This window comes from Pseudomonas svalbardensis (assembly GCF_030053115.1).
GTDB lineage: Bacteria > Pseudomonadota > Gammaproteobacteria > Pseudomonadales > Pseudomonadaceae > Aquipseudomonas > Aquipseudomonas svalbardensis.
Genome location: NZ_CP125619.1, coordinates 5,109,695 through 5,132,868 on the forward strand (window position 1 = coordinate 5,109,695; position 23,174 = coordinate 5,132,868).

Below are 23,174 nucleotides of genomic sequence, written 5' to 3' on the forward strand. Positions count from 1 at the left end.
CCTGTAAAAGATGGCGCTATTGTCGACAGCCAACCCAACATGAGACAAACTCAACCTTTTCGTGTTGATCACAAGTTTTCCTCATGGAGCCCCCAGTGCTTGAAATCCGTCACCTGAAGACCCTGCACGCCTTGCGCGAAGCCGATAGCCTGGTGGATGCGGCCGACCGCTTGCACCTGACGCAGTCGGCCCTATCCCATCAGTTCAAGGAGCTTGAGGAACGGCTGGGGATGCCGCTGTTCGTGCGCAAGACCAAACCGGTGCGTTTCACCAGCGCCGGTTTGCGTCTGCTGCAACTGGCCGACGCGACCTTGCCATTACTGCGCGGTGCCGAGCGCGATATCGCGCGGCTGGCCGGTGGCACTGCCGGGCGTTTGCACATGGCGATCGAGTGTCACAGTTGCTTTCAGTGGCTGATGCCGACCATCGACCAGTTCCGCGATGCCTGGCCGGAAGTCGAACTGGACCTGGCCTCAGGGTTCTCCTTCGCCCCGCTGCCGGCGCTGGCCCGTGGCGATCTGGATTTGGTGGTGACCTCCGACCCGCTGGAACTGGCCGGAATCACTTACGTGCCGTTGTTCACCTATGAAGCGATGCTCGCGGTCGCCAACCAGCACCGTTTGGCGAGCAAGGCCTACATCGTCCCGGAAGATTTGCTCACCGAAACGCTGATCACCTACCCGGTGGAGCGTGATCGACTGGACATCTTCACCCGTTTCCTGGAACCGGCCGATATCGAACCGGCTCAGGTCCGCACGTCGGAACTGACAGTGATGATGATGCAATTGGTGGCCAGCGGTCGCGGCGTGTGCGGCATGCCCCATTGGGCGCTGCATGAATACAGCTCACGGGGTTATGTGAAGGCCAAGCGGCTGGGCGAGAAAGGTTTGTTTGCGACGCTGTACGCCGGGATTCGCGCCGACATGCTGGATGCGCCGTATATGCGCGACTTTTTGCTGACGGCCAAGGACACGTCGTTCTCGACACTCGACGGCGTCAGCGCCGTTCGCTGACACACCACATACCCCTGTGGGAGCGAGCCTGCTCGCGATGGCGGAGTGTCAGTCAGCATTGATGTAGCAGACAGATCGCATTCGCGAGCAGGCTCGCTCCCACAGGGATTTCGGTGATCTTTAGAGCTCGCGCCACATGTGGATTTTGTCGAAGTAGTCTTCGCCCACCCGCACCGCCAGCGGTTCAAGACCAAACTGGATGAAGCCGCAACGCTGGTACAGGTTGAACGCGGCGTCATTGCCGGCGGTAACGGTCAGCTGGATCAACCTCAGACCTTTATGGTCCTGCGCTTCAGCCAGGGCGGCCTGCACCAGGTGATAACCGAACCCGCGTTGCCGGACCTTGCCCGACACGTACATGCCAAACAATGTCGCCTTGTGCCGGGCCTTTTCCCGAGGCTCGAAAGCCAAGCCGACGATGCCCGCCAACTCACCGTCTTCGAACGCGCCGAACACCACGTCCAGCTTGCTGGCCAGACGTGATTCCCACCAACTCAGCGGCATCACGGCGCGTTCGCGCACGCTGGAGGTAAACGCCTGGGGATGCAGGTCATAGGCTTCGAGCATCAGCGCCCGATAGTCCAGGGCATGACTGGCATCAAGCCGTTCAATCCACATGTTCAAGCCATCCGTCGTTGTTCCAGCATCAGTCGCACCGCCAGCGCCGACAGCACGAACCCCATGAAATAGCGCTGCACCGCCAGCCAGGACGGGTTGTTGACGAACCAGGAGGCGATGCCCGCGGCGAACAGCGCGATCAGCAGATTGACGCTGAAACTGACGCTGATCTGAGTCAGACCCAGCGTGATGCTTTGAGTGAACACCGAGCCATGCTCAGGCGTAATGAACTGCGGAAACACCGACAGATAAAACACGGCGATCTTCGGGTTCAGGGCGCTGGTCAGAAAGCCCATTGTGATCAGTTTGCGCGACGAGTCCGGCGGCAACTGCTGCGCCTCGAACGGTGAACGCGCACCCGGTTTGACGGCTTGCCAGGCCAACCACATCAGGTACAGCGCGCCAGCCCACTTCAGCACTTCGTAGGCCATCGGCACCGCCAGAAACACCGCGGTCAAACCGGCAGCAGCCGCGAACAGGTGCACGAAAAAACCCGCGACCACTCCGAGCAACGAGGTCACGCCAGCCTTGCGCCCCTGGCAGATCGAACGGGAGATCAGGTAAATCATGTTCGGCCCCGGCGTCAGCACCATCAGCAATGCGGCAGCGGCGAAAATCAGCAAGTCTTGAAGCGGGATCATGGGCAGTCCTTTGCCCGGGAATAATCAGGCAGTTTCGGTTAACAAGGCACGATAAAACGGCAGGATCAGGTCCCGTGTCAATGGCGCCAGCGTGACATTGCCGTCGGTGGCCGAGTCGATCCAGCGCACCTCTTCGATCTCCGCCGCAGGCGAAACGTCTGAATCGATGGTCAGCTGAAAGAGTTCGGCCTGGACGGTAAAACCCGGCTCATTGGCGGCCGGTGCCGAGAATTGCCCGAGATAAGTGGCGTGTGCCGGATCGATGACCAGCCCCAATTCTTCTTCCAGTTCACGGGCCAGCGCGTGGACCGGTTGCTCATGGGCTTCGATCTTGCCCCCCGGCTGCATGAACGCTTCGGTGCCGCGCTTGCGAACCAACAGCGTGCGACCGTCCGGGCCGATCAACAGGGCGGCGGCGATGCGGATGAGACGGGGCGAAGCAGCGGATGAAAGGATCATGGATCAGGATCGGCCTTGGAAAAAAGCGCAAGGATCACATGGCCGCTGCCGCTTCGTCACCCCGAAAACAGCATCTACCAAGCCCTCTGTGGGAGCGAGCCTGCTCGCGATGAAGACGACGCGGTTTTTCAGGAACACCGCATCATCGTTCATCGCGAGCAGGCTCGCTCCCACATTGGACTAGTACAGTTCCTAGACCCCACTGGCCTCGAGAATCGCAACTTCCTCCGGCACCTTCACGAAAATGCTGTATTTCGCGCCTTCCATGGCTTCGAAGGCGATCAACTTCTCCACCAGCGGCCCATTCAACACCTTGCCGGCATTGAGCAGCAGCATGCCGTTGTCGGCATTGAGGTTGCGCGCCAGGATCATGCCTGCCGCCACTTCCCGTGTGGTCAGCACCTTGACCGACGGATCGGCCAGCGAGATGTCGCTCAGGTACGCGGCACAGACCTGGATGAAATCTTCCACCAGTTCGGGATCGTAAAGCCGCCCGGCATAGCTGCGGATGTAGATCAGTGCTTCATCGCTGTTCATCTGCCGCTCGAGGATCAGCCCGCGCTGCAACTCGATGAAATCCACCGCCAGTTTCAGCAGGCGTGAACCGAACGGAATCGCCTCGCCCTTGAGCCGGTCGGGGAAGCCGCTGCCATCCCAGCGCTCCTGATGATGAAGAATCAGACGGGCGGCGTCCTTCATCGGGTCGAGCGTCATCAACAGCGATTCACTCTGCTTGGGATAACCGCGATAGCGCTCCCTATCGCTGTGGTGCAGCAAGTCCGCAGGCGCGGTCATCATGCTGTCGGTCCAGCTCAGCTTGCCAATGTTGTAGAGCGCCGCGGCCATGGTCAGGTCGCGACTGGTGCCCTCGTCCAGGCCATGAAGTTTGCAGTAGACCCGCACCAGTTCGATGATCTGGCGGTTGGTCTGTTTGGCCGGCGGCAGGCGCAGGTTAGCCAGCAGCGAGAACACCTCGGTGCCGGTGACATAGCTGTGCTTGAGCTCTTCGTAGGCCAGGTCGAGCATGTCGGCGGTCTGCTGGAGTTCGGCGGTGCGGGCGGCGACGTGTTTTTCCAGGGTGATGTTGAGCGACTTCAACTGGTCGTTCTGCAGCCGGGTCAACTGCTCCAGACGCTGGCGTTCGCGCTCGGAATATTGATGAGCCAAAGCCTGGCGCAAGGTCAGGAGCATTTCCTCGTCGTTCCAGGGTTTGCTGATGTAGCGGTGAATCTTCCCTTCGTTGATCGCTTTGATGATCGTCGGCATGTCCGCGTAGCCGGTGAGCAGAATCCGGGTGGTCGTCGGGTAAAGCTGATGGATGCGCGCCAGCAGCGTGGCGCCGTCCATGTTGGGCATGCGTGCGTCGGTCATCACCAGGTCAATGGAGTGTTGCTCCATGATCTCCAGCGCCTGGGCACCGCTGGTGGCCAGCAGCAACTCGTAGGGCTGGCCGCGTAACAGGCGACGCAGGCTGTTGAGGATTGACTCCTCGTCATCGACCAGCAGCACCTTGGGTTTATCGTTCAAAGTCGTGGGGAGTTGCTCTTCCATGGCGTCACCTCAAGTGAAACGGGCACATCGTTGTGGCAGGCCCCGAGGCAAACATCCCCTATTGCCGGAGCCTGACCTACAGGCTAGATGATTTTCAGCCCGCCAAAGGAAATGATTCAGCTCATTGAGTTGCGCGAAGTGCTGGACTGACGACTATGCTCAGCTGACTCGGATCCATAATCTGTACGTTCGGCCAGGTGATCAGGGAAAGGAAGCCCCTCTATGAGTACACCGCATCAAACCGCTGCCGGTACTGGCGTATGTCGATAAATACGCTGCTGGTGCGGACCAACCGGCGAGTTCTTATCGTCGACGACACCGCCTCGATTCATGCGGACTTCGCCAAGATCCTCAGTCCGCCATCGATCGATGACGACAGCCTGATCAGCGCCGAAAATGCCCTGTTCGGCACCCCTGCGGCGCTATCGCTGCAGAGCTTTGTGCTCGACTCGGCGTTTCAGGGGTTCGAAGCCCTGGATAAGGTCGAGACGGCGCTGGCCAACGACATGCCCTATGCGATGGCCTTCATCGACATGCGCATGCCGCCGGGCTGGGACGGGCTGGAAACCATCGAACGGCTGTGGCAGGTCGATCCCAAGCTGCAAGTGGCGCTCTGCACCGCTTATTCCGACTATTCCTGGGAAGACATCGACGAGCGCCTGGAACTGGGCGATCGCCTGCTGATTCTCAAAAAGCCCTTCGATGCCATCGAAATCCGCCAGATGGCCAGCGCATTGACGGCCAAGTGGCAAATGACCGAAGACGCAGAGCTGAAGATGTCGCTGCTCGAACAGGCGGTAGAAGAACGCACCCGAGAGCTGTCCGACGCCAACATCATCGTGCAGAACAGCCCCACCATTCTGTATCGGTTGCGCGGCGAGCCGTCGTTTCCGTTGATGTATATCTCGCACAACATCACCAAATACGGTCATGTCGCGGCGAAACTGGTCGCCTCGGCCAACTGGGCCCAGGAACTGATCCATCCCGATGATCAATCGAAGGTCGACACCGCCATGGCCCGGGTGCTGGACCGTCATGCGGCGGGCGCTTCCATCGAGTTTCGGATGCGCACTGGCGAAGGAGCCTGGCGTTGGGTCGAAAACCGCTACATCCCGGTGCGCGACGATGAAGGCCGTTTGCTGGAAGTCGAAGGCATCATCATCGACATCACTGAACGCAAACTGGCCGAAGAGAAAATCGCCCTGCTGGCCCGCACTGACGGGCTGACCGGGCTGGCCAACCGTGCGACGCTGATCGAGCGGTTGCACCAGGCATTCGCCTCTGCGCGTCGGGGGGCGGCACCGTTCGCCATGTTTTACCTGGACCTGGATCACTTCAAACGCATCAACGACACCCTCGGCCATCCGGTGGGCGACCTGTTGCTGCAAGAGGTTGCACGCCGGATCAAAGCCTGCGTGCGCGAAAACGATGTGGTTGCCCGCCTCGGCGGTGACGAGTTCGCGATCTTGCAACTGGACGTCGGTGACCCGACCCAATCCGCAGCCCTGGCCGCCAAGATCCGCGATACGTTGGTACTGCCCTATTCCCTGGACGGCAATGATGTGCGGGTCTCGGTGAGTATTGGCATCAGCAGCTGCACCCCGGAAAGCACCAGCGCCGACGGCCTGCTGACTCAGGCCGACATGGCGCTGTATCGCTCCAAGGAAAAGGGTCGCAACCAGTACCACTTCCATTCCGAGGAGATCAATCAGGAGGTGGTCGAACGCATGACCATCGCCAGCGACTTGAGAGCGGCCATCGAACACCAAGAACTCGAACTGCATTACTGGCCGGAAGTGGACCTGAGCAGCGGCAAAATCCTCGGCATGGAAGCGCAGGTCCGCTGGAACCACCCTGAACGCGGTTTACTGGAAGCCCCGGCGTTCCTGCCTGCGGCGGAAAAGACCGGCACCATCGTCGCGCTCGGTCACTGGGTGCTGGATCGCGCCTGCCAGCAAATGCGTCAATGGCGCGATGAAGGCATGGCGCCGCCGGTGATTGCGATCAAGCTGTCCCTGGCCCAACTCAAGAGTGGTCCCGAACTGATCTATGACGTGCTGCGCACCACCGCGCGCTGGGAACTCTGCCCCTGGGACCTGCGCTTCGACGTCACCGAAGCGACGCTGGCCCAGACCAAATGGACCCACAACGATGTGCTGCCGCGCCTGCGTGAGCTGGGGGTGAAGATCGCCATCGACGACTTCGGCACCGAGTACTCCTCGTTCGACTACCTCAAGACCTACCAGGTCAATCACCTGAAACTCGCTCAGGCCTTCATCGACACCGCCGCCCGCGATCCGGCCAGCGCAAACACCCTGCGCGCCATCATCAACTTCGCCCGTGAAGTCGGGATCGGCATCATTGCCGAGGGCGTCGAAACCCAGGAGCAGCGCAGCTCGCTGATGGCCACCGGTTCACCGATGAACGCCCAGGGTTACTTCTTCAGCAAAGCGGTCAGCAGCCAGCAGGCCGCCGAGCTGCTGAAGGCCGGCAGCATCGTGCCCCCGAACCATGACATCGGGCCGATTCTGGACAACCCGCCACGCTCCACGGAGGACAAAGGATGAAAACGCCTTTCGTGCGGACTAACCGGCGCATCCTGATCATCGACGACACGCCCTCGATTCATGAGGATTTTCGCAAGATTCTTGGCCCAGAGACCGAAGGCGAACAGACCCTGGCTGGTGCTGAAGAAGCCCTGTTCGGCACCGTACAGCTTGATCGGCTGACGTTCCAGCTCGACTCGGCCTACCAGGGCCAGGAAGCCCTCGAACTGGTCACGCGCGCACTGGCCGAAGGTCACCCCTATGCCATGGCGTTCACCGACATGCGCATGCCTCCTGGCTGGGACGGCCTGGAAACCATCGAACAACTGTGGAAGGCCGACCCTCACCTGCAAATCGCGTTGTGCACGGCCTATTCCGATTACACCTGGGAAGACATGGCCGAACGGCTGGAGTTCGGCGACCAGTTGCTGGTGCTGAAAAAACCCTTCGACAGCCTGGAAATCCGTCAGATGGCCAGTGCCCTGACCTGGAAATGGCAGATGGCACAGGACGCGGCGATGAAGGTCCTGAGCCTGGAGCAAACCATCGAGGCGCGGGTCCACGAATTGCTCAAGGTGTCGCACCTGTTGCAGTACGACGTGCTGACCGAGCTGCCCAACAGCACGTTGCTCGGTGACCGGCTGAACCAGTCCCTGGCCCTGTCCCGGCGCCATGACAAGCAACTGGCCGTGATGTTTATGGGCCTCGATCGCTTCAAGCGCATCAACAATGCCCTGGGACATCCGGCCGGGGACGAGATGCTCAAACAGGTCGGCCGTAATCTGGTGGCGACGGTGCGCGAGTCCGACTCGGTGTTTCGCTACGGTTCCGATGAATTCGTGGTGATCCTCGCCGACGTCCGCCATCCCCAGCAGACCAAGGGCATCGCCGAAAAACTCTTGAACGCCATCCGCGCGCCCCAGCACATTGCCGGCCACGACCTGAGCGTGACCGCCAGCCTGGGGATCAGCATCTACCCCGAGGACGGCCTCGATGCCATCTCGCTGATCAAGAAAGCCGAAACCGCGATGCGCAACGTCAAGGAAAGCGGCCCGAACGATTACAGTTTTTTTATCGACGACATGAACCAGCGCGCCCGGGATCAGCAAAGCATCGAGTCTGGTATTCGCCTTGCGCTGGAGCGCAACGAATTTGTCCTGCATTACCAGCCCAAGCTGGACCTGAGCAGCGGCCAGGTGGTAGGTGCCGAGGCGCTGATCCGCTGGCAAAAACCGGGGCACGGTCTGGTCTACCCGTCCAAATTTATCGGTGTGGCCGAAGACAGCGGTTTGATCGTGCCGTTAAGCAAATGGGTGCTCGCCGAGGCTTGCCGACAAACCTGCGCCTGGCAGGCCGCGGGGCTGCCGAAAATCTATATGTCGGTGAATATCTCGGCCATCGATTTCCGTCAGCGGGACTTTGTCGACGGCATCGAACAGACACTCAAACAAACAGGTCTGGAACCGGCCTTGCTGGAGCTTGAAATCACCGAAGGCGTGTTGATGCAGAACGTCGAAACCACGGTGACCGCGCTGACCCGGCTCAAGGCCATGGGCGTGCGACTGGCCATCGATGACTTCGGTACAGGTTATTCCAGTCTGAGTTACTTGCAGCGTTTTCCCATCGATGTGCTGAAAATCGACCAGTCGTTCATTCGCGGTTTAAGCAGCGACAGCAACGACGCCGCGCTGGTCAGCGCCATCATCAGCCTGGGCCGGAGCCTCAAGCTGACCATCATTGCCGAAGGGGTGGAAACCCTCGAACAACTGGACTTCCTCAAGGCCCATCAATGCGAGGAAGGCCAGGGTTACTACTTCAGCAAGGCCGTGGAGCCGGACGCCTTCGTCCGATATCTGGGGTCGGTGCAGCCCTCTTCATCCGCAGCCACGTGAACGATGCGCAGGCCCCAAGCCAAGGAATCATCAGATGTCGCCTTCTTTTCACCGTCTGCTATTGGCGCCGTTGTTCGGGCTCTGCCTGAACGCTGGCGCCGCGCCGCTGGATGAACCGCTCAAACCGCTGCCGGCGGTGCCCCAACAGAACCCGCTGCGGGTCGAACTCGGCCGCCAGTTATTCAACGAGAAACGCTTGTCGGTCAACGATAGTCTGTCCTGTGCCAGTTGCCATCGACTGGAAAACGGCGGTGCCGACAACAAGGCGTTTTCCATCGGGTTCAACGGCGCTCCAGTGACGATCAACACCCCCAGCGTGTTCAACGCCAGCCTGAATTTCCGGCAATTCTGGAACGGCCGCGCCGACACCCTGGAAACCCAGATCCACGGAGTGGTGCAGAGCCCCAGTGAAATGGGCAGTGACTGGGTACACGTGGTGGAAGTGCTATCCGCTGACCCGGCTTATCGGACCTCGTTCAGCAAGGCCTACCCCGACGGCGTGAGCATGAACAATGTGCAGAATGCCCTGGCCACCTACGAACGCACGCTGATCAGCGCCAACTCGCGCTTCGACCAATACCTGCTGGGTGATACCGACATTCTCACCCGGGAGGAAAAATACGGTTATCAACGCTTCAAGGACTACGGCTGCATCGCTTGCCATCAAGGGGTGAACATCGGCGGCAACATGTTCCAGAAGTTCGGGGTCATGGGCGACTACTTCAAGATTCGGGGCAACCCCGCCGAAGCCGACCTGGGCCGCTATCTGGTGACCAAGGACGAAGAGGACCGCAACGTGTTCAAGGTCCCGAGCTTGCGCAACGTCGCCGTGACCGCGCCGTATTTTCACGATGGTTCGGCCAAGACCCTCGAAGAGGCGGTGGATGTGATGTTCAAGTTCCAGCTCGGTCGCAATCCCTCTGACGACGACAAGACCCTGATCATCAAATTCCTCAAGACCCTGACCGGTGAATGGGGAGGCAAGCCCTTATGAAGACGACTAACCGCCGCAACCTGGCGTTGCTCAGCGTCGTGGCCGTGATGCTGGCTTCGGTGCTGCTGTTCCTGTACCTCAAATCCAACTCGAACCAGACGACGACCTACGCCGAATCCCGGGACGTGATCGGCCGGATCAAGCAGTTGAACGCACAATGGGAAACCGAGATCCTCAAGGCCAGGATCGCCATCAGTCACAACTACGATCCGTTGGTCGCACCGCTGACCGAGATGACGAACCTGTGGGAGCGGCTCGACACGATGGAGTCGAACCACGGTCGCACCGAATCGCCTGTCTGGCGCGCCAGCCATGATGCGTACCTGACCGCCATTCAGGAAAAGACCCGGTTGGTGGAGCAGTTCAAATCTCACAACGCCGTGCTGCGCAATTCGCTGGCGTTCCTGCCCACCGCCGAGGACGACATTCAGGAACAGCTGGGCCGGTTGGTGGATGAGGACCAACTGCAACTTCATAACATCACCACCGACACGTATGACTTGCTGCTCAGCAGCCTGGAGTTCGCTCAGGTCACCTCCGACGACAAGGCCGCCGACATCCTGCTCGGGCTGAACAAACTGGGGGTGAACAAACTGCGACTACCGGAACCGTTCCACAGCCCGATCGATATTTTGAGCAGTCACATTGCGCTGATCCTGCGCGAACAACCCGTGGTCAATCGGTTGCTGGAAAACATCGAAGCCGTTCCCGTGGCCGAACGCCTGGACGATATTACCAACCTGCTCAACACCGATCAGCAGCGGACCGATGCGGTCGACCAGCGCTATCACTTCTACATGCTGTTGTTTTCGGTGCTGCTGGTGTTGCTGCTGGTGTACCTGGCGATTCACCTGATGCGCAGTTTCACCGTGATCAATCGCGTCAACAAAGCCCTGCAAACCGCCAATGAAGACCTGGAGCTGCGGGTTGAAGAGCGCACCCGCGAGCTCAGGGATACCCAGAGTGAACTGCTCGACACCGCGCGTCAGGCCGGCATGGCCGAGATCGCCACCAATGTGCTGCACAACGTCGGCAACGTGCTCAACAGCGTGAACATTTCAGCCGACCTGGTGACCCGCAAACTGCGCGCCAGCAAAGCGCAGGGCCTGGGCAAGGCCATGCAGCTGATCAACGAACATCCAGGCGACCTCGGCACCTTTCTGACCGAGGACGCAAAAGGCAAGTTGCTACCGGGTTACCTGAATCAACTGGTGGACGCGATAGCCCTGGAACAACAAGGCATGACCGACGAACTGGCCCAACTGACCAAAAGCGTGGACCACATCAAGGACATCGTCGCCACCCAGCAGTCCTACGCGGGCGCCAACAGCCTGATGGAACCACTGCACATCAGCGAATTGCTGGAAGACGCCCTGCGCATGAACTCCGGCGCCCTGACCCGACACCACGTCACGGTGGTCAAGGAGTACAGCAATGTGCCGCAAGTCATGGGTGACAAGCACCGGTTGTTGCTGATCCTGATCAACCTGATCAGCAACGCCAAATACGCCATGTCCGACCTCAGCAACCGCCCGCGGCAAATGACCCTGGGGGTGAAAATCGTCGAAGACAAGACCCTGCAAGTCAGCGTCAAGGACGACGGCGAAGGCATCGCCGAGGAAAACATGACGCGCATCTTTGCCCACGGGTTTACTACCCGCAAGGAAGGCCATGGCTTCGGCCTGCACAGCTGCGCCCTGGCTGCCATCGAAATGAATGGCCACCTCACCGCCCATAGCGACGGACCGGGCAAAGGGGCGATGTTCACGTTGCAGATCCCGCTGAAAACCGTACCGGAGGAAGCATGAGCGAGCTTTCGAACCGACGCATTCTGCTGATCGATGACACCCTGTCCATTCACGTGGATTTCCGCAAGATTCTCATGCCCATGCCGGAGCAGACCGTCGAACTGGACGAGATGGAGGTCGCGCTGTTTGGTAGCGAAGTGAAATCAACCAGTGCGCTGTTCGAGCTGGACTCGGCCTATGGCGGCCAGGAAGGCCTGGGCAAACTGAACGAAGCCTTGCAAGAACATCGCCCCTACGCCCTGGCCTTTGTCGACATGCGCATGCCCGAGGGCTGGGACGGTGCGCAGACCATCGAACATTTGTGGCAGGCCGACCCGCGCCTGCAAGTGGTGGTGTGCACCGCCTATTCCGACTATTCCTGGGATGAATTGCTCGATCGATTGCAGGCGCATGACCGGCTGCTGATTCTGAAAAAGCCGTTCGACAACATTGAAGTCCAGCAGATGGCCAACACCCTGCTGACCAAATGGGACATGACCGAACGGGCCAGCGTGCAGATGGACCATTTAGGGCAAATGGTCGAGCGCCGAACCCGGCAGTTCACAGAGGCCAGCGTTGAGTTGCAGCGGGAAATCGACGAGCGCAAACAGCTTGAAACCCAATTGGTGCAATCGGAAAAACTCGCTTCATTGGGGCAACTCGCGGCCGGCGTCGCTCATGAAATCAACAACCCTATCGGCTTCATTTCCTCCAACCTCGGCACCCTGGATGGCTACTTCAGACAGCTGCAGGAAATGCTCGACGCCTATCGGGATGCGGAAGAGGCGATCGGCTCCAGCGAGCTCGTCGAGCGTTTGAACCAACTGCGCGAACGGGTCGAGCTGGAGTTCCTGCGCGAAGACATTCCGCTCCTGATCAAGGAGTCCAAGGACGGCATCAACCGGGTCGGGCAGATCGTCAAGGACTTGAAGGACTTCTCCCGGGTGGACTCCAATCAGGAATGGCAGTGGGCCAATCTGCAACAGGGCATCGAATCGACCTTGAACATTGTCGCCAACGAACTCAAGTACAAGGCCGATGTGCTCAAGGAATATCAGGACCTGCCCGACATCGAATGCCTGCCTTCGCAAATCAATCAGGTGATCATGAACCTGATCGTCAACGCCTCTCAGGCCATCGGCCCGGAGCGCGGCACCATCACCTTGCGCACCGGGCTTGAAGCGGAAACGGTGTGGATCGAGGTCGCAGACACCGGCGCCGGCATTGCGCCGGACTGCCTGCAAAAAATCTTCGACCCGTTCTTCACCACCAAACCGGTGGGCCAGGGGACAGGGCTAGGGTTGTCCCTGTCCTATGGCATCGTGAAAAAACATCGGGGGGATATTACGGTGCGCAGTGAAGTTGGCGTGGGAACCACGTTTCGGGTCCAGTTGCCGATTCACCAATCCAAACCGTTCCCGCCTATGTAGCCTCCTGGAAATCCATCTCCGGTGGCTGGCGACGGAAGCCGTCGGTCAGTACCGCCAAGTACACCACGCCAATCGCCAGCCAGCTCAGGCCCAGATAGATCGCCAGGTGATCGAGGCTGACCATCAGCCACAAATCCGCCGCCAGACCGATAAACGGGAACAGCAGAAACAACACGAATTCACGCAGCCCTTTGTTCTCACCGCCAATCCAGTAGTGAAAGATCACCGACAGGTTCACCAGACTGAACGCCAGGAACGCGCCGAAGTTGATGAACGAGGTCGAGGTGGTGACGTCCAGTTTCAGCGCCAGCAAAGCGACCACGGCGCACAGCAGGATGCTGTTGATCGGCGTGCCAAAGCGTTCGTGCAAGGTGCCGAAGAACGATTTTGGCAGCACGCCGTCACGGCCCATGGCGAACAACAGCCTCGAGCCGCTGGCCTGCGCCGACAGGCCCGACGCAAACTGGCCGACGATCAGGCCGATCAGGAAGATCGACACGAACAGATCACCACCGATGTTGCGGGCAATTTCATAGGCCGCCGAGTCGACGCTGTCGAACTGGAACGACGGATGCGCGATCTGCACGAAATACGACACACCGACAAAGATCAGCCCGCCGATCAGGGTGATCAGCATGATCGCTCGCGGGATGGTGCGGCGCGGGTCGCGGGTTTCTTCGGTCAGGGTGCTGACCGCGTCAAACCCGAGGAATGAATAACAGGCGATGGCTGCACCGCTCATGATCAGCGGCATCTGCATGTCACCGTTGAAGAACGGTTTGATCGACCACAACGGCGTGCTCGCATCACCACCGACGTAATGAACGCACAGCGCAACGAAGGCGATCAGCACCAGGAACTGCACCAGCATCAGTAACGCGTTGATGCCGTTGGCCAGTTTCAGACCGACGATGTTGATCGCGCTGGTGATGCCGATGAACGCCAATACCCAGATCCACTGCGGTACGGCCGGGAAGGCGGAGTTGAGGTAGGCCGCGCCGATCAGCCAGATCGCCATCGGCAGGAACAGGTAGTCGAGCAGCACGGCCCAACCGGCGATGAAACCGAGTTTCGGGCTGATCGCCTTGCGGACATAGCTATAGGCCGAGCCAGCGACGGGGAACGCCGAGGCCATTCGGCCGTAACTCATGGCGGTGAAAAACATCGCCACCAGCGCCGCCAGATAAGCAGCCGGGACCATGCCGGCGGTGGATTGAGCGAGGATGCCGAAGGTGCCGAGCACAATGATCGGCGTCATGTAGGCGATGCCGAACAGCACCACCGAACCCAATGACAGGGTGCGTTGCAAACGAGCCATGAGCGACTACTCCGAATTTATTAGATTTATGGCAGAGCCGAGTTCGGCAAAAATTTACGTCTACTGCAAAAGCCACCCCTCACCCCGGCCCTCTCCCCGGGGGGGAGAGGGGGAAAGGGGGCAGATTTCCATGCTTTTCAAATCCTGAGTTCGACCGGGTGTTTCAGGTCGCAATATTTCTTGAGGACTCTACGGTCAGTCCCCTCTCCCTCCGGGCGGTCCGACGTTTCGGGAGGGTTAGGGTGAGGGCTGGTTCAACGCTCAGGAATCAATAACTCCCGAACACCGCCGATCTGCTCCACCACTTCCCCAGGCAACCGCAGCCGCTGATCATCCAGATACCGATAATCCTGTCGCGCCGCCGTCAGCTGATTCAGATCCAGTTCAACCGCAAATTGTCCTTCCTCGCGTCCGGCCTCGAATAACAAAGTCCCCAGCGGATCCACCAGCGCACTGCCGCCCGCAAAGACCAACCCGCCATCGCCCTCTTCCACCCGGTTGACCATCAGCGCAAACGCCTGGTTTTCCTGGGCGCGGGCCATGATCGCGGTGCGGTGCGTCGGGCCGTACGGGTCCATGTTGCCGTTGGTGACGATCAGCAGTTCGGCCCCCAATTGCGCCAGGGCCCGGGCGGTTTCCGGGAAATCGATGTCGTAGCAAATCAGCAGGCCGACCCGCACACCGTTCCACTCACACGTGGCGTAACGGTCGCCGGCCTCGAACACACCGCGATCCGACGCCCACAGGTGCGTCTTGCGGTATTTCAGCGCGATACCTTCAGGGGTGATCAGCAGCGTGGTGTTGTAGAAGCGGCCGTTGTCGTTCTCGGCCATGCCGATCACCACGGCGATGTTGCGTTCTCGGGCCGCAGCCAACACCGCGCTGACGGTCGGACCGTCCAGCGGTTCGGCGGTTTCGGCCAAGGCCTCGAGGGACGGAAAGCCCATCAGGTGGGTTTCGGGAAACACGATCAGCTGTGTATCGGCAGCACAGGCAGCCATCGCCTGCAGAGCGCGTTCGAGGTTGTAAGCCGTGTCGTTGTCACGGCCCGCCAACTGGGCGAGTTCGACTTTCATGGTCATTCCTTGTTCTTAACCAGGCTGGCAGAAAGATTGCCCGGTCGGTGTCTGTGCGCCAGTATGCGCAGCAAGCCACCGGCCGGGAAATCACGCCGCTGGGGTAACCCGATAGGGGTAGAGGCATGACACTCTCGTTAGACGACATCGCGTGGCACCGCTCGGTCGGGCAACTGATCGACGCCCTGGACAAGCCCAATTTCTGGACGCAGCTGGTACGGTTGCTGGATCAGTACGTGACCTTCGACAGCTGGGTGGCGCTGCTTTTCAGCGCCGATCAGCATCCGCAAGTGTTCGCCGAATGCCCGGGCGCGGACGGCAGTCCCGATCAGTTGTTCCAGGACTATCTGCGCGGTTTGTACCTGCTCGATCCGTTCTACATCGCCTGTCGCGAGCAGTCGCGCACCGGGCTCTATCGCCTGTCGGAAGTGGCGCCGGAGCATTTCGAGCTGACCGAGTATTACCAGCGCTACTTTCGTCTGAATGTGGTGGCCGATGAAATCCAGTTCAATTGCCAGCTCGAAGGCGACCGCACGCTGTGCCTGTCACTGGGCAGCAAGCAACGTTTCAGCGGCCAGCAGATTGCCTTGCTGTCGCTGATCCAGCCCTGGGTGCTCGGCCTGTTGCGCCAGCGCCTGCCTTACGAAATCAACGAAGTCGTGGCCCTCGCGCCAGCACCGCCGCAAGTTGACTGGCGCGTGCAGCTGGAAGCGTCGGTGCAGCAACTCAAAGGCGCGCAATTGACCGCCCGGGAACTGGATGTCGGACGCTTGATGCTCAGTGGTTGCTCCAGTAAAGAAATCGCCCGCAAACTGGAAATCTCTGTCGAAACCGTGAAAGTCCATAAGAAACACATGTACAGCAAACTGGGGATCAAATCCCAGTCAGAGCTGTTTTCGATTTTTCTCCAGGCACAAAATGCCTGACTGCCCCACCGAGTCCGAACCCAAGGAAACCGTATGAGCCTGTCACTCCTGAGCCGCTAAGCCTTCTTTGCCGTCTGTGTGATGCTTACCCTCGCCAGCCTGCCCTTCCTGGAGCACGACGGGCTCTGGCCGATCACCGTCGTCCCCGGCATTCCTGCCCTCCACGCCCCTCCCCCATCAAAAATAACCAAACCCAGATCAACACCTCACAAACTGCCGCCCTCGATCACCTGGACTGGCAAAAACGTTGCACTCGGTTGACGGGGCCGAATAACCCTTCCTGATATTGATGCCGCCAGCGAAAGACCGGGTTGGCATTAACGTCATGTTCGCGAGCGATCAACGACACGGAGGTGCCAGACTGGAACGTGGCTTCGACAACTTTGCGTTTGAATTCTGGCGGGAAGTTGGGGCGGCGAGCGGGTCGACGGGCTGGGGCAATGATATCCAAGACAGTGTCCACCAAAAAATGATGGACACTATTTTTGCTAATTTTTGAGGCTCTCAGCAGTGGGTACTGGCCGGTCGGTTACGCCAATTGCTTCAGTGAACTTAATTTTCTCACGGAGTCCTCTCATGCCTAATAACAACGTTCCGTATCTCTGCACTTTTTGCAGGTTACGACCGAACAAGCAGTGAGCGCCAATTAGAAAAGAACGCCTGCCTCAGCAAGCACGCGAGCCTGATCGCGCTGGGTACCGTTGTCTCCAAAGGTTGAGCCCGAGGTGGCGTCCTCAGTGCGCACGTAGGCGAGTTCGCCTCGCACGAAGAAGCGACCGTCTTGATAGGTCGGCGTAGCGGTCAGCGACCAGGCGTTGGAGCCTGTCCCATAAAGCAGATTGGTGGGTGAGCAGTCCTCGTCGGCTCCGCATTCGCCGCCGTTGCTGTCCAGGTATTCGGCGCGGGCACCGATAGACCAGTGACTGGAGAAGCTGTACTTGGCAAGGATCGCTGCCCCGTAGGTTTGCGCTGCGCGATCTATATCCGCTTTCGAGTCCTTATCGACCCGGGTGTATTGCAGGTAAGGCGTGAGCGTCAATGCCCCATCGGTGTGGGTGAAGATCAAATTGTAAATCTGGCTATTGTTCTGCGCTGTGGGTGTCGCCACAGAGGATTCCGAGTTGCTGGAGAAGTTTGTGCCCCCGATCACGCTTAAAGTGTTGGCGGCATCAAAGGCGTATGAGAACGAGCCTGTGACCCAGTTGTACTTGCCGGAATAGAAACCGTCGTTCAACGATATCGCTGCATTCGTCTTGCCACCGGAGTAGTTGACCTGCACACCACGGCTGACGGCAGGCTCCTGGTTCCAAAGCAGCCCACGCTGGATGTTGATGTTCTGGAAAGTGAAGGTCGACTCAGCTCCGATCAATGTGGGCAGCGAGCCGGCCATCAGGGAAATTTCAGGGCTGAGCACTGCCTTCAAGTAACCGACTGGAACATCACCGTAAAGCCTGTCCACGGTTTTGTCCGACTTGAGATAGGCCGAACCAAGAGAGGGCAGCGCATACGATCCGGCCTGTATGTAGAACTGCAGCGGCCCCTCGATCGTCTGTATTTCCACTTGGGCGTTGCTGATGTCGGACAGCGACTCGGAATTTCCGGTGTTGGGTGCATCGACTACATGGTTTTGCCACAGGGCGATCCCCGTCAGTTGCCCGCTTACGTAGACTTTCCCCAGCGGGCCAGCATCAATGGCGAAAGGGTTTTCATTGGGCTGTAACGAGCTGGAAAGGCTGGGTGAAGACAGCGGCGCAGCGGAAACACTGGTGACCGCCAGCAGGGCTGCAACACCACCGTATATGCTCAAAAACCTGCCGGTGTGGTTCGAAGTTTCAACCGCAACGAGACAACCATCAAGGCCCAAAATACGCGTGACATGCTGCTTCATAGTGATGCTCTCAATACCTTGGATAAACAGCCAGATAGAGTATTGAATCGCGCATCAAGTTGTAGTTAGGTTTTCCCTCTCCCGCATAAAATTTCAATAAAAACAATAAATTATCATGGTCTAAATAGTGCAATGAGTTCTAACTTGGCTGATCACGAGTAAACACACCGACTTCGCGCCACTGGGATTCGAGCGTTGACTTGACAGCATTTGCATCAATTTCTGGACGGTGGGCATAACCACGACTCCACCGATCACACCGTCCGCCTGCTCCCGCACCATTCTAGCTTCGGTGCAGAATCCACATGGGCCATGAATAAGTATGACCTCGAAGACGCCTGACTGCGGAGCCCAGAGCGCCGCCTGTAACGATTTCCAAAGCCAAATGCATTCACGTGTTCAGGAAGGCCAGCCTTATCCACTCGGAGCTACATGGGACGGATCTGGGGTCAATTTTGCAATTTTCTCGGCCCACGCTACTAAGGTCGAACTTTGCCTGTTCGACGCCGACGGGAAAGAAGAAATCGAGCGGATTGAGTTGCCAGAGTTTACTAACGAAACTTGGCACGGTTACCTACCCGACGCACGGCCTGGCACTTTATATGGCTATCGAGTGCACGGGCGTTATGAGCCGCAAAACGGCCATCGCTTCAACCATCACAAGCTGCTAATCGACCCGTACGCCAAGCAGATCGTGGGCGAGCTGGAGTGGGACGATGCGCTGTTTGGTTACACCATAGGCCATCCCGATGCTGACCTGTCGTTCGATGAGCGCGACAGCGCGCCGTTCATGCCGCGCTGCCGGGTGATTGATCCAGCGTTTACCTGGGGCAACACGCCCAAGCCAAATGTTCCATGGGCCCGTACCGTCTTCTATGAAGCCCACGTGCGCGGTTTCACCAAACAACATCCCAGTGTGCCAGAGGCCGCGCGAGGTACGTTTGCCGCATTTCACGAAAGTGATGTGGTGGAATACATTAAGTCGCTGGGCGTTACTTCGATTGAACTGATGCCCATCCACTACTTCCTGAATGACAACCACCTGCTTGAGAAAGGCTTGCGAAATTATTGGGGCTACAACACGTTGGCGTTCTTCGCGCCGCATGCACGCTACATGGCTGGGAGTTCGATTGGTGAATTCAAAATCATGGTCTCAAGACTCCACAAGGCAGGCTTGGAGGTCATTCTCGACGTTGTCTACAACCATACCGCCGAAGGCAACGAGTTGGGCCCTACTCTTTCGCTCAAGGGCATCGACAACGCCAACTATTACCGCCTGATGCCGAACGATGCGCGCTACTACATCAACGACACCGGTACTGGTAACACCCTGAACATGAGCCACCCTTGTGTACTGCAGATGGTCACCGACTCGTTGCGTTATTGGAGCAACGAGATGGGCGTCGACGGCTTCCGCTTCGACTTGGCAACCATCTTGGGCCGCGAACCCCACGGCTTCGATGAAGGCGGTGGCTTTCTCGACGCGTGCCGCCAAGACCCTACCCTGAACCACGTCAAATTGATTGCAGAACCATGGGATTGCGGCCCTGGCGGGTATCAGGTCGGCAATTTCCCTCCTGGCTGGATGGAGTGGAACGACAAGTTTCGCGACATCTCCCGAGCCTTCTGGAAAGGCGACGATAATCGCCTCGGTGATTTCGCCAAGATCTTCCTGGCGTCTGGCGATCAATTCAACCGACGCGGTCGCGAGCCAGCCTCCTCCGTAAACTTCATTACCGCTCACGACGGTTTCACGCTCAACGACCTGGTCTCTTACAACGATAAACACAACGAAGCCAACGGCGAAGATAACCGCGATGGCCACTCGGACAACCGTTCCTGGAACTGCGGCGTCGAAGGTACAACCGATGACCCGCAGATTATCGAGTTGCGCTACCGACAGATGCGCAACTTACTCGCCACGCTGTTCCTGGCTCAAGGTACACCCATGCTGCTAGCCGGCGACGAGTTTGCAAGAACTCAGGGCGGCAGTAACAACGCTTACTGTCAGGACAGCGAGATCGGCTGGATCAACTGGGACATCAGTGAAAAAAGCGTCGAGCTGCAGGACTTCACGCGATACCTGATCGACCTACGCAAGCGCTACCCATTACTGCGTCGCAACCGGTTCTTTACCGGCGTCTACAACGCGCATCTGGATATCAAGGATGTCAGCTGGCTACAGCCCAATGGCGAGGACATGGGCAACGAGCAATGGAATGATGCTAGCAACCGATGCTTAGGCATTTTGCTTGATGGCCGTGCGCAACCTACCGGCATTCGCAAAGCGGGTGGAGAAAATTCGCTCTTGATTATCGTCAACTCACATTTCGACATAGTCGACTTCATCTTGCCCGAAGTGGCGCAAGGGCAATATTGGAAATTGCAATTAGATACCAACGAGCCGGAGCTGATAGCGGAGGAAGTGTTCAAGTTTGGCGACAGCTATCAAGTCGCTGGGCGTTCGACATTGCTATTTGAACTGGCCGTCAGCCAGAAAAAGAAACGCCGATAGCCTGCCCCGCTCCGCGAGGGTCGTGTGGCTCTGCTGCTGTGTCCGTGGGTACCTCACGCTGCTCCATGAATCCGAAGTGCAGACTGACCTAGAAAAGCTCATTACTAAGCTTCGACCTCAAAAGAAAGCGGACAAGTCAGTGAGCTTTTGAGCAGTAGTCATAGACAATGCGCACGATCTGCTACCAGCGCAGCCAGCGTCGCCCGAGTAATGCGCCTAGTACAGTCGGCACCAGCATGCCCAGCAAGTACCCCCCCAAAAAATGGTACTTGCGTCTCGGGGCAGTGTAGGGAATTTGCAATCTCGCCATTGCACTGGCGAGTAGTCCGCCGCAGGCTCCTGACAGCGTCAGGTTGGTTGGTGCGAGACCGCGTAGCGCCCAAACACAGCGATAAACCCCGGAATCGACAGCAAGGTTATGTTGAGTGCGCATACCTGCCAGGTTTCTGCTTCGATAAACCGGTTTAAGGGACGCAGGTGCAGCACATGATCACTGCTGGCCAGGCAACTGTCTCCGTAACTGCGGCCGTTGCCGAACGGCAACGTCGTGCCGTGGATATAGATCAATCGTTGCAGATGTTGCTCCAGATCATTTCGCCATGCGCATGAATGGCCTGTTTGCGGTGCCGAGGGGTAATGCCCCCATGAGCTCAATTGATGATTCATCGTTCGAACCGACCCCATTGAAAATTGAAACTGCCACCCCGGGGCGCTCGCATCCGCGCGGCCGCGACGTTTCATGCCGCCAACCAAAAAATCAGGCCAAACATCGCGCCCATCGCCAGGCTCAGGCGATCCCGAAGCGCAAAGATCACAGGGTCGTCATTCATCCTGCCGCGATGGGTCAGCATCCAGATACGGGTGATCCAGAACAGCAACAACGGGCAGGCGAGCCAGATCATCCGGGGGTAGGCATAGAGCGCGATCGTGGCGTTGTCATGGATGTACAACGCAAGGACCATCACCGACAGGTATCCGGACGCAGCCCCTAATGAGGAAAGCATCGCTAGGTCGGCAGGATAGTAATCACGGCCACCGGTTTTCCCGGTAATGCCATTGCGCAGTGCCGCCTGGAGTTCGGCATAACGCTTGACCAGTGCCAGGCTCAAAAACATGAACATCGAAAACGCCAGCATCCAGGAGCAATCACATCCAACGCCATGATCCGTTTCAGCACCAGCGAATAGATCAGCGTCAACATGTAGTAAGTGGCCAACACGGCGGCAAACTGTCAGGGCAACCACCACCAGGCGCCAGCAAAGGAGACAAACAATAAACAGGGGAACGCTGTCAGGCCGGACTTGATCGACAACCGCCCACTGGCAAAGGGTCGATTGCGTTTGCTCGGATGCCTTCGATCATCCTCCAGGTCCAGCAGGTCATTAAGAACATAAACACCGGAGGCGCATAACCCGAAAAACACAAAAGCCAACAGACCGTGCCAGAGCAGGAGCGGATTGCTCATCTGATGCGCGGCCAGCAACGGCACAAAAATCAGGGCATTTTTCGCCCATTGATGGATGCGAAACGCCTTGTACAAATCCCTGAATTTCGTCGTTCCTGAACGAACTACTTGCACGACATTGTCCAGGCTTTTAATAGCGAGTTCGACGCCTGGCAGAGGATTGACGACATAGGCCCGTTCGGCCGAACGCCATATCGACAGATCGTCAAGAGAATGACCGACGCAATCAAAACCGCTCTCACCGTACAACGCGACCAGCAAATCACGCTTGTGCGTGCCCGACAGATTGCACTCCAGGCTCGTGGCCAGGACGTCATCAAACACCTTGTGACATCGATATCCGTCGCCATGGCCAACTGTTCTTTCAAAAAAGCCTTGCCGCGACTGAGCCAACCCAAAGGCTTGAGCCACCCTGACGGCTGGCTACGTACAAAAGCCATGGCGCTTTCGAAAAGAAGATCGGACCTGAGGAGCGTTCCATCCAGATCGACCACAAACGGTCTGGACGTGACGTTCAGCTGTATTTTCCGTCGCGCCACACGCTGAGAAACCTTCACGACTCACGTCCGCGAAACACCACAAACCTGGAAAAGAAGAACCCGCCAATCAGGCTCAATAGACAAAACGATGTCACCGTCACCAAACCATGAAGCCGCCACAGATCGGCAATACGCCCGACGCCGTAGCTCACGACGCCCATGACAGCGCTGAACAACAGATAGCCAAGCACGGTCGCCTTGTTCTCAAAGGTGTAAAGCGAATGCACATAGAAGGAAAAGCTGGCCGCGACGCAAAACGCTGCCAGGTTGCTGGCGGCCTGACTGAGTTCGGCGGCGACGGTGAGTACGAAAAAAAACTGCCAATGGATGAGCGCATTGACCACGCCAATGACCATGTAGCTACAGAATCCTTTCCATAACACTTTCATTCCGGCACCTGCCAATATCCCTGTTTGACGTGCTTTTCAAACTAAGTGACAACCCTGTAACGGTCTACTGTCAGAAATAACAGGTAGGTGAGGATTACTGACCAACGGTCATGCTGACGATATCGTC

Annotated in this window: 19 protein-coding genes and 2 pseudogenes; 9 read left to right on the forward strand and 12 right to left on the reverse strand. The window is 58.3% G+C overall.

The features are described 5' to 3' along the window. Positions 1–95 precede the first annotated feature (95 nt). Complete coding sequence (gene metR, locus QFX16_RS23550; protein WP_131060908.1) at positions 96–1,013, forward strand: transcriptional regulator MetR; 918 nt, start codon at positions 96–98, stop codon at positions 1,011–1,013. A gap of 120 nt (positions 1,014–1,133) precedes the next feature. Here metR and QFX16_RS23555 read toward each other — a convergent pair whose 3' ends face one another. The 4 genes from QFX16_RS23555 to nosR form a co-directional block, all read right to left on the reverse strand. Continuing rightward, entirely contained in the window at positions 1,134–1,631 is a 498-nt protein-coding gene (locus QFX16_RS23555; protein WP_283181546.1) for a GNAT family N-acetyltransferase, read from the reverse strand. A gap of 2 nt (positions 1,632–1,633) precedes the next feature. Next, on the reverse strand, positions 1,634–2,272 hold the full coding sequence (locus QFX16_RS23560; RefSeq protein ID WP_033057445.1) for a LysE family translocator: 639 nt from the start codon (positions 2,270–2,272) through the stop codon (positions 1,634–1,636). A gap of 24 nt (positions 2,273–2,296) precedes the next feature. Then, positions 2,297–2,731, reverse strand: a complete 435-nt coding sequence (locus tag QFX16_RS23565; RefSeq protein ID WP_283181547.1) for an NUDIX hydrolase — start codon at positions 2,729–2,731, stop codon at positions 2,297–2,299. A gap of 192 nt (positions 2,732–2,923) precedes the next feature. After that, on the reverse strand, positions 2,924–4,282 hold the full coding sequence (nosR, locus tag QFX16_RS23570; protein ID WP_283181548.1) for a response regulator c-di-GMP phosphodiesterase, NosR family: 1,359 nt from the start codon (positions 4,280–4,282) through the stop codon (positions 2,924–2,926). Between the two features lie 260 nt (positions 4,283–4,542). On the opposite strand from nosR, the gene QFX16_RS23575 reads away from it, so the two are divergent. From QFX16_RS23575 to QFX16_RS29875, 6 genes and pseudogenes are all read left to right on the forward strand, one after another. Beyond that, a complete protein-coding gene (locus QFX16_RS23575) occupies positions 4,543–6,849 on the forward strand; it encodes a putative bifunctional diguanylate cyclase/phosphodiesterase (protein ID WP_283181549.1) in 2,307 nt (768 codons plus the stop codon). Continuing rightward, on the forward strand, positions 6,846–8,720 hold the full coding sequence (locus QFX16_RS23580) for a putative bifunctional diguanylate cyclase/phosphodiesterase (RefSeq protein WP_283181550.1): 1,875 nt from the start codon (positions 6,846–6,848) through the stop codon (positions 8,718–8,720). Before QFX16_RS23575 ends, QFX16_RS23580 begins: the two co-directional genes overlap by 4 nt. Before the next feature lie 34 nt (positions 8,721–8,754). Next, entirely contained in the window at positions 8,755–9,714 is a 960-nt protein-coding gene (locus QFX16_RS23585) for a cytochrome-c peroxidase (protein WP_283181551.1), read from the forward strand. Continuing rightward, positions 9,711–11,522: a DAHL domain-containing sensor histidine kinase gene (locus tag QFX16_RS23590; RefSeq protein ID WP_283181552.1), complete on the forward strand. Its 1,812-nt coding sequence runs from the start codon at positions 9,711–9,713 to the stop codon at positions 11,520–11,522. Before QFX16_RS23585 ends, QFX16_RS23590 begins: the two co-directional genes overlap by 4 nt. A gap of 590 nt (positions 11,523–12,112) precedes the next feature. Beyond that, positions 12,113–12,199, forward strand: a pseudogene (locus QFX16_RS29870) (hypothetical protein); the annotation flags it as partial. A 57-nt stretch (positions 12,200–12,256) separates the two neighbouring features. Further along, positions 12,257–12,931 carry an ATP-binding protein gene (locus tag QFX16_RS29875; protein WP_439900144.1) on the forward strand — a complete coding sequence of 225 codons (675 nt, stop codon included), beginning with the start codon at positions 12,257–12,259 and terminating at the stop codon, positions 12,929–12,931. On the opposite strand, the gene QFX16_RS23600 is transcribed toward QFX16_RS29875, so the two are convergent. Beyond that, a complete protein-coding gene (locus QFX16_RS23600) occupies positions 12,924–14,249 on the reverse strand; it encodes an APC family permease (RefSeq protein ID WP_283181554.1) in 1,326 nt (441 codons plus the stop codon). The genes QFX16_RS29875 and QFX16_RS23600 overlap by 8 nt on opposite strands. Before the next feature lie 254 nt (positions 14,250–14,503). Next, on the reverse strand, positions 14,504–15,325 hold the full coding sequence (locus tag QFX16_RS23605) for a carbon-nitrogen hydrolase family protein (RefSeq protein WP_283181555.1): 822 nt from the start codon (positions 15,323–15,325) through the stop codon (positions 14,504–14,506). Positions 15,326–15,450: 125 nt separating this feature from the next. Here QFX16_RS23605 and QFX16_RS23610 point away from each other — a divergent pair, with 125 nt between their 5' ends. Then, on the forward strand, positions 15,451–16,251 hold the full coding sequence (locus tag QFX16_RS23610) for a helix-turn-helix transcriptional regulator (RefSeq protein WP_008147857.1): 801 nt from the start codon (positions 15,451–15,453) through the stop codon (positions 16,249–16,251). 226 nt (positions 16,252–16,477) lie between these two features. On the opposite strand, the gene QFX16_RS29605 is transcribed toward QFX16_RS23610, so the two are convergent. Together QFX16_RS29605 and QFX16_RS23615 are read right to left on the reverse strand one after the other, a co-directional pair. Beyond that, on the reverse strand, positions 16,478–16,714 hold the full coding sequence (locus QFX16_RS29605; protein WP_369698809.1) for a transposase: 237 nt from the start codon (positions 16,712–16,714) through the stop codon (positions 16,478–16,480). Positions 16,715–16,897: 183 nt separating this feature from the next. Next, positions 16,898–18,139 carry an outer membrane beta-barrel protein gene (locus QFX16_RS23615; protein ID WP_283181556.1) on the reverse strand — a complete coding sequence of 414 codons (1,242 nt, stop codon included), beginning with the start codon at positions 18,137–18,139 and terminating at the stop codon, positions 16,898–16,900. A 322-nt stretch (positions 18,140–18,461) separates the two neighbouring features. Between QFX16_RS23615 and glgX the strand changes: the two genes are divergently transcribed. Next, positions 18,462–20,654 (forward strand): glycogen debranching protein GlgX, encoded by a 2,193-nt coding sequence (gene glgX / locus QFX16_RS23620; RefSeq protein ID WP_439900098.1) that lies wholly within the window; start codon positions 18,462–18,464, stop codon positions 20,652–20,654. A gap of 181 nt (positions 20,655–20,835) precedes the next feature. Here the strand turns inward: glgX and QFX16_RS23625 are convergent, their stop codons facing one another. The 4 genes and pseudogenes from QFX16_RS23625 to QFX16_RS23640 form a co-directional block, all read right to left on the reverse strand. Beyond that, positions 20,836–21,087: an NrsF family protein gene (locus QFX16_RS23625; RefSeq protein WP_283181557.1), complete on the reverse strand. Its 252-nt coding sequence runs from the start codon at positions 21,085–21,087 to the stop codon at positions 20,836–20,838. Further along, complete coding sequence (locus QFX16_RS23630) at positions 21,003–21,395, reverse strand: hypothetical protein (protein WP_283184666.1); 393 nt, start codon at positions 21,393–21,395, stop codon at positions 21,003–21,005. The genes QFX16_RS23625 and QFX16_RS23630 overlap by 85 nt, the downstream gene beginning before the upstream one ends. Beyond that, positions 21,392–22,637 (reverse strand): annotated as a pseudogene (locus tag QFX16_RS23635) (UbiA family prenyltransferase). The gene QFX16_RS23630 and the pseudogene QFX16_RS23635 overlap by 4 nt, the downstream one beginning before the upstream one ends. A 35-nt stretch (positions 22,638–22,672) precedes the next feature. Then, a complete protein-coding gene (locus QFX16_RS23640; protein ID WP_283181558.1) occupies positions 22,673–23,047 on the reverse strand; it encodes a GtrA family protein in 375 nt (124 codons plus the stop codon). Between the last annotated feature and the right edge of the window lie 127 nt (positions 23,048–23,174).

Coding starts and splice junctions, on each gene's coding strand:
- QFX16_RS23555 (WP_283181546.1), bottom strand. CDS start 1,631: ATGTGGATTGAACGGCTTGATGCCAGTCATGCCCTGGACTATCGGGCG.
- QFX16_RS23560 (WP_033057445.1), bottom strand. CDS start 2,272: ATGATCCCGCTTCAAGACTTGCTGATTTTCGCCGCTGCCGCATTGCTG.
- QFX16_RS23565 (WP_283181547.1), bottom strand. CDS start 2,731: ATGATCCTTTCATCCGCTGCTTCGCCCCGTCTCATCCGCATCGCCGCC.
- nosR (WP_283181548.1), bottom strand. CDS start 4,282: ATGGAAGAGCAACTCCCCACGACTTTGAACGATAAACCCAAGGTGCTG.
- QFX16_RS23575 (WP_283181549.1), top strand. CDS start 4,543: ATGTCGATAAATACGCTGCTGGTGCGGACCAACCGGCGAGTTCTTATC.
- QFX16_RS23580 (WP_283181550.1), top strand. CDS start 6,846: ATGAAAACGCCTTTCGTGCGGACTAACCGGCGCATCCTGATCATCGAC.
- QFX16_RS23585 (WP_283181551.1), top strand. CDS start 8,755: ATGTCGCCTTCTTTTCACCGTCTGCTATTGGCGCCGTTGTTCGGGCTC.
- QFX16_RS23590 (WP_283181552.1), top strand. CDS start 9,711: ATGAAGACGACTAACCGCCGCAACCTGGCGTTGCTCAGCGTCGTGGCC.
- QFX16_RS29875 (WP_439900144.1), top strand. CDS start 12,257: ATGCTCGACGCCTATCGGGATGCGGAAGAGGCGATCGGCTCCAGCGAG.
- QFX16_RS23600 (WP_283181554.1), bottom strand. CDS start 14,249: ATGGCTCGTTTGCAACGCACCCTGTCATTGGGTTCGGTGGTGCTGTTC.
- QFX16_RS23605 (WP_283181555.1), bottom strand. CDS start 15,325: ATGAAAGTCGAACTCGCCCAGTTGGCGGGCCGTGACAACGACACGGCT.
- QFX16_RS23610 (WP_008147857.1), top strand. CDS start 15,451: ATGACACTCTCGTTAGACGACATCGCGTGGCACCGCTCGGTCGGGCAA.
- QFX16_RS23615 (WP_283181556.1), bottom strand. CDS start 18,139: ATGAAGCAGCATGTCACGCGTATTTTGGGCCTTGATGGTTGTCTCGTT.
- glgX (WP_439900098.1), top strand. CDS start 18,462: ATGACCTCGAAGACGCCTGACTGCGGAGCCCAGAGCGCCGCCTGTAAC.
- QFX16_RS23625 (WP_283181557.1), bottom strand. CDS start 21,087: ATGCGCACTCAACATAACCTTGCTGTCGATTCCGGGGTTTATCGCTGT.
- QFX16_RS23630 (WP_283184666.1), bottom strand. CDS start 21,395: ATGAAACGTCGCGGCCGCGCGGATGCGAGCGCCCCGGGGTGGCAGTTT.
- QFX16_RS23640 (WP_283181558.1), bottom strand. CDS start 23,047: ATGAAAGTGTTATGGAAAGGATTCTGTAGCTACATGGTCATTGGCGTG.